General features: G+C 60.7%; 16 protein-coding genes. 8 read left to right on the plus strand and 8 right to left on the minus strand.

Annotation, left to right across the window (positions count from 1 at the left end; translation table 11 throughout):
* Positions 1 to 18: 18 nt before the first annotated feature.
* Both map and ACA071_RS19630 read right to left on the minus strand, forming a co-directional pair.
* A complete protein-coding gene (map, locus tag ACA071_RS19625; protein ID WP_497640692.1) occupies positions 19 to 819 on the minus strand; it encodes a type I methionyl aminopeptidase in 801 nt (266 codons plus the stop codon).
* The gene (locus ACA071_RS19630; protein WP_497640693.1) at positions 816 to 1067 is read right to left on the minus strand and encodes a ParD-like family protein; all 252 of its coding nucleotides are present in this window, start codon (positions 1065 to 1067) and stop codon (positions 816 to 818) included. Before ACA071_RS19630 ends, map begins: the two co-directional genes overlap by 4 nt.
* 816 nt (positions 1068 to 1883) lie before the next feature.
* Here ACA071_RS19630 and ACA071_RS19635 point away from each other — a divergent pair.
* The gene (locus ACA071_RS19635; protein ID WP_497640694.1) at positions 1884 to 2504 is read left to right on the plus strand and encodes a LysE family translocator; all 621 of its coding nucleotides are present in this window, start codon (positions 1884 to 1886) and stop codon (positions 2502 to 2504) included.
* Between the two features lie 25 nt (positions 2505 to 2529).
* On the opposite strand, the gene ACA071_RS19640 is transcribed toward ACA071_RS19635, so the two are convergent.
* The 3 genes from ACA071_RS19640 to ptrR form a co-directional block, all read right to left on the minus strand.
* Positions 2530 to 3411 carry a LysR family transcriptional regulator gene (locus ACA071_RS19640; protein WP_497640695.1) on the minus strand — a complete coding sequence of 294 codons (882 nt, stop codon included), beginning with the start codon at positions 3409 to 3411 and terminating at the stop codon, positions 2530 to 2532.
* Positions 3412 to 3549: 138 nt separating this feature from the next.
* Entirely contained in the window at positions 3550 to 3885 is a 336-nt protein-coding gene (locus tag ACA071_RS19645) for a hypothetical protein (protein WP_497640696.1), read from the minus strand.
* 98 nt (positions 3886 to 3983) lie between these two features.
* Positions 3984 to 4862 carry a putrescine utilization regulator PtrR gene (ptrR, locus tag ACA071_RS19650; protein ID WP_497640697.1) on the minus strand — a complete coding sequence of 293 codons (879 nt, stop codon included), beginning with the start codon at positions 4860 to 4862 and terminating at the stop codon, positions 3984 to 3986.
* A gap of 100 nt (positions 4863 to 4962) precedes the next feature.
* On the opposite strand from ptrR, the gene ACA071_RS19655 reads away from it, so the two are divergent.
* Both ACA071_RS19655 and ACA071_RS19660 read left to right on the plus strand, forming a co-directional pair.
* The gene (locus tag ACA071_RS19655) at positions 4963 to 6354 is read left to right on the plus strand and encodes an aldehyde dehydrogenase family protein (RefSeq protein ID WP_497640698.1); all 1392 of its coding nucleotides are present in this window, start codon (positions 4963 to 4965) and stop codon (positions 6352 to 6354) included.
* Positions 6355 to 6506: 152 nt separating this feature from the next.
* Positions 6507 to 7052 (plus strand): hypothetical protein, encoded by a 546-nt coding sequence (locus ACA071_RS19660; protein WP_497640699.1) that lies wholly within the window; start codon positions 6507 to 6509, stop codon positions 7050 to 7052.
* A gap of 37 nt (positions 7053 to 7089) precedes the next feature.
* Here ACA071_RS19660 and ACA071_RS19665 read toward each other — a convergent pair whose 3' ends face one another.
* Positions 7090 to 7725 (minus strand): hypothetical protein, encoded by a 636-nt coding sequence (locus ACA071_RS19665; RefSeq protein ID WP_497640700.1) that lies wholly within the window; start codon positions 7723 to 7725, stop codon positions 7090 to 7092.
* A gap of 160 nt (positions 7726 to 7885) precedes the next feature.
* Positions 7886 to 8794 carry a bifunctional helix-turn-helix transcriptional regulator/GNAT family N-acetyltransferase gene (locus ACA071_RS19670; RefSeq protein ID WP_497645351.1) on the minus strand — a complete coding sequence of 303 codons (909 nt, stop codon included), beginning with the start codon at positions 8792 to 8794 and terminating at the stop codon, positions 7886 to 7888.
* A 241-nt stretch (positions 8795 to 9035) separates the two neighbouring features.
* Between ACA071_RS19670 and ACA071_RS19675 the strand changes: the two genes are divergently transcribed.
* Positions 9036 to 9341 (plus strand): panthothenate synthetase, encoded by a 306-nt coding sequence (locus tag ACA071_RS19675; RefSeq protein WP_497640701.1) that lies wholly within the window; start codon positions 9036 to 9038, stop codon positions 9339 to 9341.
* Between the two features lie 7 nt (positions 9342 to 9348).
* Here the strand turns inward: ACA071_RS19675 and ACA071_RS19680 are convergent, their stop codons facing one another.
* Positions 9349 to 10761, minus strand: coding sequence for an MFS transporter (locus tag ACA071_RS19680; RefSeq protein ID WP_497640702.1), 1413 nt, complete (start codon positions 10759 to 10761; stop codon positions 9349 to 9351).
* Positions 10762 to 10896: 135 nt separating this feature from the next.
* Here ACA071_RS19680 and ACA071_RS19685 point away from each other — a divergent pair, with 135 nt between their 5' ends.
* The 4 genes from ACA071_RS19685 to kdpB all read left to right on the plus strand — a co-directional run bounded on the left by ACA071_RS19685 (position 10897) and on the right by kdpB (position 15953).
* Complete coding sequence (locus ACA071_RS19685; protein WP_497640703.1) at positions 10897 to 11802, plus strand: LysR family transcriptional regulator; 906 nt, start codon at positions 10897 to 10899, stop codon at positions 11800 to 11802.
* Between the two features lie 200 nt (positions 11803 to 12002).
* Positions 12003 to 12095: a K(+)-transporting ATPase subunit F gene (gene kdpF, locus ACA071_RS19690; RefSeq protein ID WP_497640704.1), complete on the plus strand. Its 93-nt coding sequence runs from the start codon at positions 12003 to 12005 to the stop codon at positions 12093 to 12095.
* Entirely contained in the window at positions 12092 to 13864 is a 1773-nt protein-coding gene (gene kdpA, locus ACA071_RS19695) for a potassium-transporting ATPase subunit KdpA (protein ID WP_497640705.1), read from the plus strand. Before kdpF ends, kdpA begins: the two co-directional genes overlap by 4 nt.
* Positions 13865 to 13874: 10 nt before the next feature.
* Complete coding sequence (gene kdpB / locus ACA071_RS19700) at positions 13875 to 15953, plus strand: potassium-transporting ATPase subunit KdpB (RefSeq protein WP_497640706.1); 2079 nt, start codon at positions 13875 to 13877, stop codon at positions 15951 to 15953.
* Position 15954 lies beyond the last annotated feature (1 nt).

Below are 15954 nucleotides of genomic sequence, written 5' to 3' on the forward strand. Positions count from 1 at the left end.
CTTTTTTTTGCCTGTCGTTTATGGCGCCGGATAGCCTTCAACCTGATCCGGCCAAGAAGTCAGCACTTCGAAGCCGTCATCAGTTACCGCCACCATGTGCTCCCACTGAGCCGACAGCGACAGATCCTTGGTCACCACGGTCCAGTCATCAGCCAGGGTTTTCACATGGCGTTTGCCGGCGTTGAGCATCGGTTCGATGGTAAAGATCATCCCGGTTTTCAATTTCAGCCCTTGGCCCGGAAAGCCGTAATGCAAGACCTGCGGTTCGTCGTGATAAACCTTGCCGATGCCATGCCCGCAGTACTCGCGGACCACGCTATAACCGTCGCGCTCGGCGACGCTCTGGATCGCGTGGCCAATGTCGCCCAGGGTTGCGCCGGGGCGCACGAGGCGGATAGCGGCGCACATCGCTTCATAGGTGGTCTGCACCAGGCGCCGCGCCTCCGGGCTCGGTTCGCCGACGAAGTACATGCGGCTGGTGTCGCCGTACCAGCCATCCTTGACCACGGCAATGTCGATGTTGACGATGTCGCCGTCCTTCAGCACCTGGGGCGAAGGGATGCCGTGACAGACCACTTCGTTGACCGACGCACATACGGTTTTCGGAAAACCGTGATAGCCGACATTGCCGGGAATGGCTTTCTGCACGTTGACGATGTAGTCGTGACACATACGATCGATGTCGTCGGTGGTGACCCCGGCCTTGATGTGCGGCGTGATCATCGCCAGCACGTCGGCCGCGAGTTTGCCAGCCACACCGGACTGGGCGATTTGTGCCGGGGAATTGATCGGGACGTTGGCCTTCACTGCACGGTTCATTGCGCGACTCCTGCGACGGCTGGCGACGCTTCGGCGAGTGCGCAGACCTGTTGCAAGTCGAGGCCGCCGGCCTGTTCGGCACGGATCAGCAAACGGCAGATCGCGTTGTGATCCAGGTCGGGGTGTAATTCGGCGAGCATGCCGATGCGCATCCAGTGTTCGGCCTGAGCGTTGATCGAGCGGCTCAGCGCATTACTGGCGACGCGCAGATTCTCGTGCATGTCTTCTGAAATTTTTACGATTCCCACAAATCCATCCGATATGAAATGCATATGAAACGTATACTACTTCAACTAAATGCGAGGTCGCAAATGCCGATAGCGTTTTTCCGTCCTGCGACGCTTTTGCTTGGGCACAATCGATCTAAAAAGACTGGCCCGGGCCTGGGTCTTTTTGGCTATTCTGAAGTGGTAGGTGAAGACGCAGACTGATGCGCAAGAGGATAGCGAGAACGCGTGGGGCGCGCTCCGAAGGGTACACGGTTAGAAAGATCTCCGCGCTGAGATCCAGCCCTTATGCCGTGTGAGGCAGTAACGCACAAAACGTTGCTGTGAGAGGCCTGATAAATCTCGTAAGCCGGAGACCAGCACCGGCCACCTACTCAAATTCAAAAGCCCGCCGAGTGCGGGCTTTTTCGTGCCTGACCGGCTTTGCGCGTAACGCGACCTTTGTAGCAGCTGCCGAAGCCTGCGTCCGTCTCTCGTGTAGCAGCTGCCGAAGCCTGCGTCCGTCTCGTGTAGCAGCTACCGAAGCCTGCGTCCGTCTCATGTAGCAGCTGGCGAAGCCTGCGTCCGGCTGCGAAGCAGACGCGAAATAAGCCGACCCGGTGAATCAGGAAGACCGTGTGCTCAGGTTTACGACTGCTTCGCAGCCGGACGCAGGCTTCGCCAGCTGCTACACAGAGCGTGTGTTTCGCCGCAGCTTTCTTAACTGATCGACGTAAGTCCTGGTTCACCCTTCCCGCAATTCTGGAATACCGCTTGGCGTTCTTCGCCCTAACCCTGAAAACAGCCGCGACTTAGACTGGAAGTAGTGCAGTCCGCACCGCGATCAGGGAAGACAACGTGCAAGGCATTTTCAGCATCAACTGGCTGCTTTGGCTGTCCACCATGGCACCGCTGACCCTCAGTGCCGGCCCCGGCAACCTGATGGTCGCGACGTCTGGCGCGCAAAGCGGTGTTCGGCGCTCGGCGCGGTTTATCGTCGGGCTTGATATCACCTACTTCTTGCTCGCCCTGCTGGTCGGGCTCGGGCTTTATCACACGTTGATGAACCACCCGACACTGGTCTGGGACCTGCAAATGCTCGGCAGCCTCTACATCTTGTGGCTCGGTCTGCGGCTGCTGCTTCATCCCTTGAAGGCCCCCGGCGACAAGGTCATGCACCTGCAATTTCGTGACGGCATCGTGATGCAACTGGGCAACGTGCAGGGGATCGTGATGTTGCTAGTGATGTTCTCCACGTTCTTGCCCGCCGGCGACACCAGCAGCAGCGTCGTGCTGATCCTGAGCGCGGCGCTGATTGCGCTGAATTTTTTCTCCCACATCATCTGGGTCTCGATGGGTTCGACCGTGCAGAAACTGATCCGGGCACGGCCCAGGCTGCTGGTGTTCCAGAACGCGGTATTTGGGCTGATGCTGATTGCGGTGGCGGTCTGGATATTCTTGCGTACCAGCCCGTTTTAAGGAGCATCCAGCAAAGAAACGACCGTTACTGCATCTCCGCAGTTTTGCTGTGGAACAGCCCTGTCAGGAAATCCAGCACCCGATCCACCCGGCCGACGCCTTGCGTCGCCTGATTGCGCAGCAACCAGATATCGGAGCGATGCGCCGGCCGGTCGGCCAGCACCGGCAGCAACCCCGACTGCTGCCCGACATACGCCGGCAACGCGGCGATGCCGAGGTTGGCTTCCACCGCTTTGAGCTGGGCATTGAGGTTGGAGACGCGCATCCACGGCTTCTGTTCACCGCTCACTTCATTCAACCATTGAGCGAGCGGCATATAGGCCATGTCCTCGGTCCAGCCGATCAGGTGGTGGTGCTTCAACTCGGCGGGTTCCGTCGGCACGCCATGGACGGCCGCATAACCTTCGGAGCAGAAAAGCCCCTGCATCAATGTCCCGACCCGGCGCATGGTGAAGTTGCCGTTTTCGGGTCGACGCAAGCGGACAATGATGTCGCTGTGGCTTTGCGTGAGCTTTGACGACACCGCCGAATTGACGAAGTCGAAGCTGATTTCGGGGTACTGATTACGGAATTCGGCCAGCCCCGGAATGATCAAGTGCGTGCCCATCAGCTCCGGGCAATCGATTCGCACCTGCCCCGCCATCCGCTCTCCTGGCTGCGAGATTTGTCTTTCGATGAGTTTGAAGCGTTCCTCGGTCTCCAGCGCCAACGGCAGCAGTGCCCTGCCGGCTTCGGTGAGGAAATAACCATTGGTGGTCTTCGAGAACAACACGGTACTGAGCGAGGCCTCCAGCGCGGCGATCTTGCGTGACACCGTCGATGCCGAGACTTTCAATGAATGTCCCGCCTCGGTCACGTTGTTCGATTTGGCGACGAAGATAAAAACCTTCAGGTCATCCCAGTTCACGTTCTGACATCCCTAAAAATGGACAATCGATCCTGACCCATGATGGCATGCCCCGCCAAACGCCACAGACTAAAAAGCCCGGCTGAACCGGGCTTTTTCACGTCTCAAGCACCCTCGCCAAGCGGCGAGGCGGCGTGCTTACTGAACGTTGTTCAGCTTGATCACATCACCCGAAACCTTGGTGGTGTAACCGGTCAGGACGTAGGCCCAGAACCAGTTTTCCTGCACTTGGGTGTTGATCATGGCGTCGCCGCCCTTGGCCTTGATCGCTGCGTCTTGCGCGCGAACAAAACGGTTGTTCTGTTTGATCGGGATGCAACCCAGCAACAGCATGCCAGTGGCGGTCGCTTCGCTGTGGCCCAGGACAGTGTATTGGCTGCTGTCATAGTGCTGGGTCTTCATCGCGGTGCCGGTGCAACCTGCCAAAACCAGACCGAACACTAAAACGGCGACCACTTTACTGAGGTAATTCACGGTGTAACTCCATTAGAAAAAGCCGGGATCCGTCTCCCGAGCGGCGCATACTCTAACGGACGTAGTGGCAAATTGGTATCGCCAATACAGCATCTCTTTCAGGTGACGGCCTGGACCACACCCCGCTCCTCCAGCAAACGCACAAACATGGTCAGGCTTTGCGACACCGTGCCACGTCGCCACACCAGCCAAGTGCGCAAATAGCGGAAGGATTCCGACAGCGGCCAAATGCTCACCGTAGTGCAGCCGGGCATGCTGTCGAGCATGCTGCGGGGCATCAGCGCCAGGCCGGCCCCGGCGCTGACGCAGGCGAGCATGCCGTGATAGGACTCCATCTCGAAAATCTTGCCGGGCACCGAAGCGTCCTTGGTGAACCAGCTTTCAAAGTGATGGCGGTACGAACAATTGGAGCGGAACGCATAGATATTTTCACCGTTGACGTCCCGCGCGCGGTGGATCGGCGCATGGTTGAGCGGTGCGATCACCACCATCTCCTCCTCGAACGCCGGCACGCCTTCCAGCGCCGGGTGCAGCACCGGGCCATCGACGAATGCAGCGGCCAATCGACCCGAGAGCACGCCGTCGATCATGGTCCCGGAAGGTCCGGTAGACAGGTCCAGTTCGACCTTGGCGTGCTTTTGGTTGTAGGCGGCCAACAGCTCGGGAATCCGCACCGCCGCCGTGCTCTCCAGCGAACCCAACGGGAACGACCCTTGCGGCTCTTCTCCGGCCACCGTGGCTCGGGCTTCCTGAACCAGGTCGAGGATGCGCCGGGCGTAGTCGAGAAAACTCCAACCGGCTGGCGACAGGCGCAAGCGGCTTTTCTCGCGGATAAACAGGTCCACCCCCAGATCCAGCTCCAGTTGCTTGATCCGTGTTGTCAGGTTCGACGGCACCCGGTGGATGTGCTGGGCGGCCGCACTGATGCTGCCGTGCTCGGCAACCGCTTTGAAAATTTCGAGCTGGACCAGATCCAAGTCATTCTCCAAACGTGAACGATACGCTCAGTATTATTCAGTTTCCAGAAAACTACCACCGCCGTAACCTGAGCGCATTCCCACCCAGCAGGACGGTGCCATGACCCAGGTTTCCAGTCTCACCCATGCGATTTCGATCAACCCCGCCACTGGCGAGCAGATCGGTCACTACCCTTTCGAATCCGCCGTGGCACTGGACGCCGCCCTCACCCGTGCCGCCGCCGGGTTTGCAGTCTGGCGTCGGACGCCCTTGGAACAACGCTCGCAATCGCTGATCGCCTTGGCTCAGGCACTGCGTGACGACGCACAAAAACTGGCGCACATGATCACCCTGGAAATGGGCAAGCCCACCACCCAGGCACGCGGCGAAATCGAGAAATGTGCGCAACTGTGCGAGTGGTACGCCGAACACGGTCCGGCCATGCTGAGCGCCGAGCCGACACTGGTTGAAGGTGGCAAGGCACGCATTGAGTACCGTCCGCTGGGGCCGATCCTCGCCGTGATGCCGTGGAACTTCCCGATCTGGCAAGTGCTGCGGGGTGCCGTTCCAGCGTTGATCGCCGGCAACACCTACGTGCTGAAACACGCGCCAAACGTGATGGGCAGCGCTTATCTGCTGCGAGACGCTTTCCAACGCGCCGGTTTTGCCGACGGTGTGTTTGAAGTCATCAACGTCACGCCGGAGGGGGTTTCCACCGCGATCAAAGATCCACGCATCGCCGCCGTAACCCTCACCGGCAGCGTGCGCGCCGGCATGGCCATCGGCGCTCAGGCCGGTGCCGCCCTGAAGAAGTGCGTGCTGGAATTGGGCGGTTCCGATCCGTTCATTGTGCTCAACGATGCCGACCTGGACGACGCCGTCAAAGCCGCAGTGATTGGCCGTTACCAGAACACCGGGCAAGTCTGCGCGGCGGCCAAGCGCCTGATTGTCGAACAAGGCATTGTCGAGGAATTCACCCGCAAGTTTGTCGAGGCGACGCGCCAACTGGTGGTCGGTGATCCGCAGTCCAGCGACACTTACATCGGCCCCATGGCCCGTTTTGATCTGCGTGATGAACTGGACCAGCAGGTCCGCGACACCCTGGAAGAAGGCGCGACCTTGCTGCTGGGTGGCCAGAAGGCTGAAGGCCCTGGCAACTTTTATGAGCCTACCGTGTTCGGTGATGTCACCGACCAGATGACCTCGTTCAAACAGGAGCTGTTTGGCCCGGTCGCCTCGATCATTACCGCGCGAAATGCCGAACATGCCTTGGCATTGGCCAATGACAGTGAGTTCGGATTGGCGTCGACTATCTACACGCGCAATCTCGAACTGGCCAAGCAAATGGCCGACGAGCTGGAAACCGGCGGCGTGTTCATCAATGGCTACTGCGCCAGCGACCCACGCGTCACCTTCGGCGGCGTGAAGAAAAGCGGTTTTGGCCGTGAGCTGTCGCATTTCGGCGTGCGGGAATTCTGCAACGCCCAGACGGTGTGGCTGGATCGTCGCTGAGTCCACTGCATCAACACGCCCGGGAGTGTTTGCTCCCGGGCTTTTTTCGTACTACTGCACAGAAAAAAATCGGCATTATTCTCAATATCAGATTGATGGCTATCGGCCATCAGCCGATAATCCCGCCCCCGAAACTCACGCAAGGAAATGCCGTGAAAAAATCCCTTCTGCTCGTCCCGTTGTTCGCCCTGTTGTTGCAAGGTTGCGGCGTCACCATGACCCGCTATGAACCGAACTATGAGAACGTCCAGCAGCTCAAGCAAACGCCACCGCTGCAATCGATCAGCAATGCCGAGGTCAAGGCAGATGCGGGTCAAGGCTCGCTGACTGTTCGAGCCAATCCGATCAGCTCGCCGAGTGGCAGCATCCCTTTGCATATCCAGGACGCCATCAACGAAGAGTTGCGCCGGGCGGGTTTGCTGGATCCGCAAGCACAGCGGCACTTGAATGTATTGCTGGTGAAGAATGAGCTGACAGCGGGCATGGGCACCGGTACCGGTCAACTCGCTGCGCGCTTTACCCTGCTCAAGGGCAATGACGTGGTGTACGACGCCACCAAGGACGTGAGCAGCCAGTGGGACAGCAGTTTCTTCGGCGCCATTGCGATTCCCCGGGCCGCCTATTCCTACAATCCGATGGTGCGTGATTTGCTGAAGACGTTGTACAGCGATCCGCAATTCATCCAGGCCCTGAAGTAAGGGCAAAAAAAGAGCCGCGATTGCGGCTCTTTTTACATTAGGCCCGAGGCACGCCGGCATCCAGCGCCGAGTACTTCAAGCTTTTGCTGTCGACCATTTGCTTGAGCAACGCGTTGACCTGACGGCTGAACGTATCAGTCACCGCCTCTTTCGGGGTATTGCTCATCAAGGGCACAAACCAGATGCCCATCCAAGTGTTGACCGAGTCATGGTTGGTCCCGCTGGTGACGGCCTGCCCCTGGGGGTCAAGCGTCTCGAGGCTCATGGAATACTGATCAGTCGCCAGCGCCGGGATGATGGTCATGGTCAACCCGCTGATAAAGGCCATGACCATCTGCCCCCCACCCGGTGGATGGTTGTAAACCTTGAGGCGCAGGTTGTAATCACCGGGCTGCTTCTGGAACTCATCGAGGGTCACCCGGCCAAACAGCCCGGAATCACTCAGCACTTTTTGCAGCTGCGGCTTGAGCATGTCGCGAGCCTGGGGAATTTCAACCGCTGTAGAGCTTTTCAGTGTGCCCTGGTAGAAGTCGAAATCGACGTAGACATTTGGCTTGTTCGAATAACTGGACATGGACGGCAGGTTCACCGGGGCCACTTCGTCCTGGGTAAAGCTTGCGCAACCGCTCAGCCCGAGCGCCAGGGCCAGCCCCAGAATTTTTCCGATTTGCATGACAACTTCCTTAATTGATGGCATAGCGCCTCCATCGCGGAGAACTGCGGCGGATTCTAGAGAGTGGCAAGTGATCGTAAAAGGCCATTACCGAAAAAAATCTGTCCGAAAGCACAGATCCGACTACTGACCGACCCCGCCAAGCTGATTGGCCATCGGATTAAGCTGACGAGTCACCGAGCCCAGGTCGAACAAACCATTGCCCGATAATCCGCCCACCCCAGTGCTCCCCTGCTTGCTCCTGCTGTAACGTGAACCCCACGTCTTCATACAGCTTGCGCGCCGCATCCAGGCCCTTGAACGTCCACAGCCGCGTTGCCGTAAAACCCCATTCGTCACAGAACCGGATGGCTTCAGCCAACAAGCGCTTCCCGACGCCTTTGCCCCGCGCACTGTCATCCAGAATGAAACAGCGGAGCACCGCGCCGCCCTCCTCGCCTTCGCCATCGATCGCAATCGAACCGACGATGCGCTCGCCGTCCAGTGCCACCCACACCTCGTTGCGCGGATTGTGCAGACGCCCCATCAGCTCGGCCATATCGGAAGCGACCAGGCTTTCGAACGGCTGACCGAAGTTCGCGTGTCTGGCGTAGTAACAAGCATGCATTTCGACGATGCGGCCGATGATGCCGGGGCGGTAACCCCGAGCAATCTGTAACGGCGCCGTGGGCGGTTCGGTGCCGAGTCGCTGGGATTGCAGGGCCACGGCGTAATGGCCCAGACCTTCACTCACCGTTTGTTGTTGCGCCTGGCTCAAGTGCCTCATGGCGGCCCCGACCCGTTGGTTGGCGAAGGTATCCACCGCGTGCAAGGTCTGCCGGCCCTGTTCCGTGAGCTGCAGTTTTTTCGAGCGCGCGTCCTGCTCGTTCGGCACTTCTTCGATCTCACCGGCCTCGATGAGCTTGCGCACCATGCGGCTGACACTGGATTTTTCCAGGCCGAGCAGCGCCACCAATTCCACCGCCGTCAGCGAGTCACGGTTGCCCAATTCCACGATGGTGTGCACGGATGACGGCGGATAGTCCGTCGCCGCCAAGGTCGCCTGCATAAAACCCAACTCCCGCACCATCAGGCGCGACGCCGAGCGAACGTGGTGGATCAGATTGGAATCGGTCACGGCGCGCACCTCTCGGGAAACGATCATTTAGTTGTATCGCACAACAAAATAATCGTCAATCGGAGCGAGCCGTAGGATGACCGTCCGTAACCCTGCCCAAGGGCGCACCCCGGCTTAACTATCCTTAACGACACAGAGCAAACCGGAGCTGGGATCTTGATAAGGAGCAGCCACTTCAACCGAGAATCCAAACATGAAAATGCTAATGACGGTCGAGTTCCCACACGAACCCTTCAACACCCTGGTGCGCGCCGGCAAAGTCGGTGAAATCATCGGACGCGTGCTGGAAAGCCTGAAACCCGAGACGGTTTACTTCACTGAGCAGGACGGCATGCGCGGCGGGATTTTACTGATCGACGTGCAGGACGCTTCTGAAATCCCGCGTTTTTCCGAACCGTTTTTTCTCAACTTCCAGGCCAACTGCAAATTCCGTATCGCCATGAGCCCGCAGGATCTGCAAAACGCCGGGTTGGATGCGCTCGGCAAAACCTGGGGCTGAAGCGTGATCAAATCCGGCGCCCACGACTGGCCAACGCGATGACGAGCGCGGCGACGATCAGCGCGGCGGCCACCGCAAACGTAATCCGCAGACCGGTAGCGACTGCTTCGGGGGCCGCCGTTGTCAGGTCGGTCGTCGCCGAGGCGAACGCAAACACCGCCCCGATAACGGAGGCACCGGTGATCAGCCCGAGGTTGCGCGACAGGCTGAGCAAACCGGACATCACGCCGCGCCGGTCCGACGGCACGTCCAACATCACCACCGTATTGTTCGCCGCCTGGAACAGTTGATAACCCGGGGTCAGGATGGCGATGGCCGCCACATAACCCGCCAGGCCAAATATCGCCGGGAGCACGGACAGCGCAATCGAACCTGTCGCCATCAAGATCAGTCCGACGATGACCGTGACCGGCGCGCCAATACGGTCAACCACCCGCCCCGCCGGAAAGCCGCTCAACGCGGAAATGATCGGGCCGATCGACATCACTACACCGACAACAGCCAGGTTGAGTCCGAGCCCGCGAGCAAGGTAGAACGGCCCGACCACCAGCGTCGCCATCATCACCGTCGAAACGAACACGTTGGTGGCGAGGCTCCCGCTCAACGAAAGATCGCGGAACATTGCCAGGCGGATCAACGGCGAGATCACCGTCGACTCGACGAACACAAAGACTCCGGCGCCCAACGTAGCCACGAATAACAGCGCCACATTGAGCACACCAAAACTGCCCTGGCCCAGGGTCATGGCGAGGGCATAGGCCGCAAGCGTCAACGCCAGCAGCAGCGTGCCCAAAGGATCGAAACCGCCACGCTTCGGCTCTCGACGATCCGCTGGCAGGTACAGCCAGGCGAGCGAGAACGTCAGAATTCCCAGCGGCACATTGATGAGAAAAATCGCCTGCCAGCCGAGGCCGGCAATCAGCACGCCGCCAAGGGATGGACCGAGCGCGGTACCCATCGCCGACATCGTCCCCAGCAAGCCCATGGCGCTACCGGTCCGAGCCTTCGGCACCACCTCACCGATAAACGCCATGGTCAGCGCCATCATGATCGCCGCGCCAAGACCCTGTGCGGCCCGGGCAGCAATCAACAACCAAAGCGACGGCGCCAGGCCGCACAGGGCAGAAGCCAGCGTGAACACTGCGATGCCGGCCAACAGCAACCGGCGACGGCCGATGAGGTCACCGAGCCGCCCGACGCTGACAATCAACGTGGTAATGGCGAGCAGGTAGGCGAGGACGATCCACTGCACTGCCTGATAGGATGCGCCGAACACCTGCGCCAACGCCGGCAAGCCGACATTGGCGATGCTGGTGCCCAGCGACGACAGCAACATCGACAACGACAGGCTGGCGAGCACCCAGCGCACCGAAGGTGTCCGTTGCGTACTGGCGGCGAGGGTCTGATCGGGGTGGGTCATAAAGATGAGTTCCTTGGCTGGCGACTCCCGAACTGGAGCTGTCCACAGCGTACGGCGCGGCCTGACAAGGCGGAAGACGCACCGTTTGCACATTACTTGTGCACCAGACGCCCTATCCCATGCTACCGTCGCCGTATGTCGATGCCCGATCTCAACTTGCTCATCACCCTCGATGTTCTGCTCGCAGAAGGCAGCGTCACGCGCGCCGCCCAGCGGTTGCGGCTGAGCCCGTCGGCGATGAGCCGGGCGCTGGCGCGATTGCGTGAAACCACCGGCGATCCGCTGCTGGTCCGGGCCGGTCGCGGCCTCGTGCCTACGCCCCGTGCGCTCGAATTACGCGAACGGGTCAGCCAATTGGTGCTGGACGCCGAAGCGATCCTGCGCCCCGTCGAGCAGCTCAATCTGCAGCAACTGGTGCGAACCTTCACCGTGCGCACCAGTGACGGATTTGTGGAGACCTTCGGCCCGGACCTGCTGGCTCGCATCAGCGAAGAAGCACCGGGGGTGCGCCTGCTGTTCGTGCAGAAACCGAACAAGGACAGCACGCCATTGCGCGACGGCACTGTGGACATGGAAACCGGTGTGGTCGGGACATCGATGGCGCCGGAAGTGCGTGCACAGGCGTTGTTCCGGGACCGTTTCATTGGCGTCGTGCGCCGGGAGCATCCGCTGAGCCAGGGCGACATCACCGCTGCCCGTTATGCCGCTGGCCGGCACATCGGCGTGTCGCGACGGGGTCTGGAAAAAGGCCCGACAGCCATTGATGACGCCTTGGGTGCACTCGGGCTGGAGCGGGAGATCGTCACCGTCGTTGGCGGTTTCTCGACCGCCCTGGCGCTGGTTCGATCCTGCGACCTGATCGCCAGCGTGCCGGAACGCCATACCGCCAGCCTGCGCGCCGGCCTGCACAGTTTTCCCTTGCCGGTGCCCATCCCGCCGATCACCGTGTCCTTGCTCTGGCACCCACGGCTCGATGCCGACCCGGCGCATCGCTGGTTGCGTGGGTGTATTCGGGATGTATGTGCCGAGCCACTTTTCTAGAGCGACACATACCTCGTCTTTATAAGATCTTTATCCCCACGCCCCCAATCCTGATAACAACTTACCAAGCATCCCTCTAGGCTTTTCCTCATCACTGGAGGAAACGCCATGGACTTCATCTTTGTGGTACTCGGTGCTCTGTTTTTCATCAGCCTGATCGGCCTGGCCCGTGGCTGTGCGGCGCTTAACAGGAGGCGGTCATGACCGGTTTCTATCTGTTCGGCGGCATCATCGCGGCCGGGTTGCTGGTGTACCTGATCGCCGCGCTGTTCTTTCCGGAGGACTTCCTATGACCACGCAAGCCTGGGTCCTCCTCGGGGCCTTTCTGCTGGCGCTGGGTCTGTTGGCCTGGCCGCTCGGGCGCTGGTTGACCACGGTGATGGAAGGCCGATTTGCCCTCGGTGCGCGCATTGAATCGCCGCTGTTTCGCCTGGCCGGCGTCACGCCCGAAGTGCAGATGAGCTGGCTGCAATACGCCCTCGCCCTGATCCTGTTCAACGCCCTGGGATTGCTGTTCGTCTACGCGCTGCAACGCTTGCAAGGTGTGCTGCCGTTTAACCCGCAAGGCTTCGGCGCCGTGACGCCGGACTCCTCGTTCAACACCGCCGCCAGTTTCGTCACCAACACCGACTGGCAAGGTTATGGCGGCGAGTCGACGATGAGCTATCTGACGCAGATGCTCGCACTCACCGTGCAGAACTTCCTCTCGGCCGCCACCGGCATCGTGGTAGCGGTGGCGCTGATCCGTGGTTTCGCCCGCCATAGCGCCACCAGTATCGGCAATGCCTGGACCGACCTCACACGCATCACGCTGTGGGTGCTGCTGCCGCTGTCGCTGATCTTCGCGCTGTTCTTCATCAGTCAAGGCGCGATCCAAAACCTTGACCCCTATAAAGAAGTCACGACGATGGAGGTCGTGCAATACCAGGCCCCAGTGCTCAATGACGCCGGCCAACCGAAGCTCGATGCCCAGGGCAGTCCCGTCACCGTGGCCGCCAGCACCGACAAGCAGACCATCGCCATGGGGCCGGTCGCCTCGCAAGAAGCGATCAAGATGCTCGGCACCAATGGCGGCGGTTTCTTCAATGCCAACTCGGCGCACCCTTACGAAAACCCTACCGCGCTGACCAATTTCTTGCAGCTGATCGCGATCTTCCTGATCCCGACTGCGCTGTGTTTCGTCTTCGGCCATGTCGTCGGTGACATCCGCCAAGGCTGGGCACTGCTGGCGACGATGACGATCATCTTCGTCATTGCGGTGGTCGCCGTCACTCATTACGAACAACTCGGCAATCCACAGTTTTCCACGCTGGGCATCGACACGGCGGCAGGCAACATGGAAGGCAAGGAGCTGCGATTCGGCATCAGCGCCTCCAGCCTGTTCGCCGCCGTGACCACCGCCGCTTCCTGCGGTGCGGTCAACGCGATGCACGACTCGTTTACCCCACTGGGCGGCGCGGTGCCGCTGGTGTTGATGCAACTGGGCGAAGTGGTGTTCGGCGGCACCGGCTCGGGCCTGTACGGGATGTTGGTGTTCGCGATTCTCGCGGTGTTTATCGCTGGTTTAATGATCGGCCGCACACCTGAATACCTGGGCAAGAAGATCGAAGCCTACGAGATGAAAATGGTCGCCATCGCGATTCTGGTGACGCCATTGCTGGTGTTGTTCGGCACCGCCATCGCGGTGATGGCCGAGGCTGGCCGGCTGGGGATCGCCAACCCCGGCGCCCATGGGTTTTCAGAAATCCTCTACGCCTTCACCTCGGCCGCCAACAACAACGGCAGCGCCTTCGCCGGGCTGTCCGCCAACACCCCATTCTACAACACGATGCTGGCGATCGTCGCCTGGTTCGGCCGGTTCGGCGTGATCGTCCCGGTGCTCGCCATCGCTGGCAGCCTGGCGGCGAAGAAACGCCTCGCGGTCACCGGCGGCACCATGCCGACCCACGGGATGCTGTTTGTAGCGCTGCTGATCGGCACAGTGTTGCTGGTCGGCTTGCTGAACTACGTACCGGCGCTCGCGCTCGGGCCCGTCGTCGAACACCTCATCCTGATCAAGTGAGACCACGAACATGACACGCAAAGCGTTCTCCTTGTTCGACCCGAAACTGATAACCCCGGCCATGGTCGAGTCCGTGCGCAAGCTCAGTCCCCGGATCCAGTGGCGCAACCCGGTGATGTTCGTCGTCTACATCGGCGCAATTATCACCAGCGCCCTGTGGGTCCAGGCCTTGCGCGGCCAGGGTGAGGCCAGCGCCGGATTCATCCTCGCGATTGCCTTGTGGCTGTGGTTCACCGTGCTGTTCGCCAACTTTGCCGAAGCCCTGGCCGAGGGTCGCAGCAAGGCTCAGGCCGCCTCGCTGCGGGACCTGAAAAAGGAAACCTGGGCCAAGAAATTGCGCGAACCGCACTACGGCGCCGAGTGGCAACTGGCGCAATCGAGCGGCCTGTGCAAAGGCGATGTGGTGGTGGTCGAGGCTGGCGATCTCGGCGACTCGATCATCCCCGCCGACGGCGAAATCATCGAAGGCGCGGCCTCGGTGGATGAGTCGGCGATCACCGGGGAATCGGCGCCGGTGATTCGCGAATGTGGCGGCGATTTCTCGGCCGTAACCGGCGGCACCCGGGTGCTTTCGGATTGGATCGTCGTTCGCGTCACCACCAACCCCGGCGAAACCTTTGTCGACCGCATGATCGCCATGGTCGAGAACGCCAAACGGCAAAAGACCCCGAATGAAATCGCCCTGTCGATCCTGTTGGTGGCGCTGACGATTGTGTTCCTCGGCGTGACGGTGACGCTGCTGCCCTTCTCGCTGTTCGGCGTCGCGGTGGCCCAGGCCGGGACGCCGGTTTCCATTACCGTGCTGATTTCGCTGTTGGTGTGCCTGATCCCCACCACCATTGCCGGTTTGCTGTCAGCGGTCGGTGTCGCGGGCATGAGCCGCATGATGGAAGCCAACGTCATCGCCACCTCCGGGCGTGCGGTGGAGGCTGCCGGTGATGTGGACGTTCTGCTGCTCGACAAGACCGGCACCATCACCCTCGGCAACCGTCACGCCTCGGCGTTTTTACCGGCGCCAGGGGTCAAGGAAGCGGAGTTGGTAGACGTGGCGCAACTCGCCTCCCTGGCCGATGAAACACCCGAAGGGCGCAGCATTGTGGTGCTGGCCAAACAACGCTTCAACCTGCGCGAGCGTGACATCGGCGCGCTCGACGCCCACTTCGTGCACTTCTCGGCGCAGACCCGCATGAGCGGCGTCGACATGGGCACGCGCCAACTGCGCAAAGGCGCCGGCGAGGCGATCCTGCGGTACGTCCAGAGTCTGGGCGGACACTTCCCGGACGCGGTGCAAACCATCGTCGAAGACGTCGCCCGTCGCGGCAGTACGCCGCTGGTGGTCGCCGATGGCGCCAAGGTCTTGGGCGTGATCGAGCTCAAGGACATCGTCAAGGGCGGGATCAAGGAACGTTTCGTCGAACTGCGGCGCATGGGCATCAAAACCGTGATGGTCACCGGCGACAACCGTGTCACGGCTGCCGCCATCGCCGCCGAGGCCGGTGTCGATGACTTTCTGGCGGAAGCCACGCCGGAACAGAAACTCGACCTGATCCGCCGCTACCAGGCCGAAGGCCGCTTGGTGGCGATGACCGGCGACGGCACCAATGACGCCCCGGCGCTGGCCCAAGCTGATGTCGCGGTGGCGATGAACTCGGGGACGCAAGCGGCCAAGGAAGCCGGGAACATGGTGGATCTGGACAGCAACCCGACGAAGCTGATCGAGGTGGTGGAAACCGGCAAACAGATGCTGATGACCCGGGGCTCGCTGACCACGTTCTCGATTGCCAACGACGTCGCCAAGTATTTCGCCATCGTCCCGGCGGCGTTTGTCACCACCTATCCATCGCTTGCGGCACTCAACATCATGGGCCTGACCAGCCCGAATTCGGCGGTGCTGTCGGCGGTGATTTTTAATGCGCTGATCATCATTTTCCTGATTCCCCTGGCGCTCAAAGGCGTGAAATACCGCCCGGTCGGCGCCGCCCTGCTGCTGCGGCGCAACCTGTTGATCTACGGGCTGGGTGGGGTCATCGTTCCATTCATTGGCATCAAAATCATCGACATGGCGCTGGCCGCTGTCGGTCTGGTTTGAG

The organism is Pseudomonas sp. LBUM1646, from assembly GCF_059716165.1.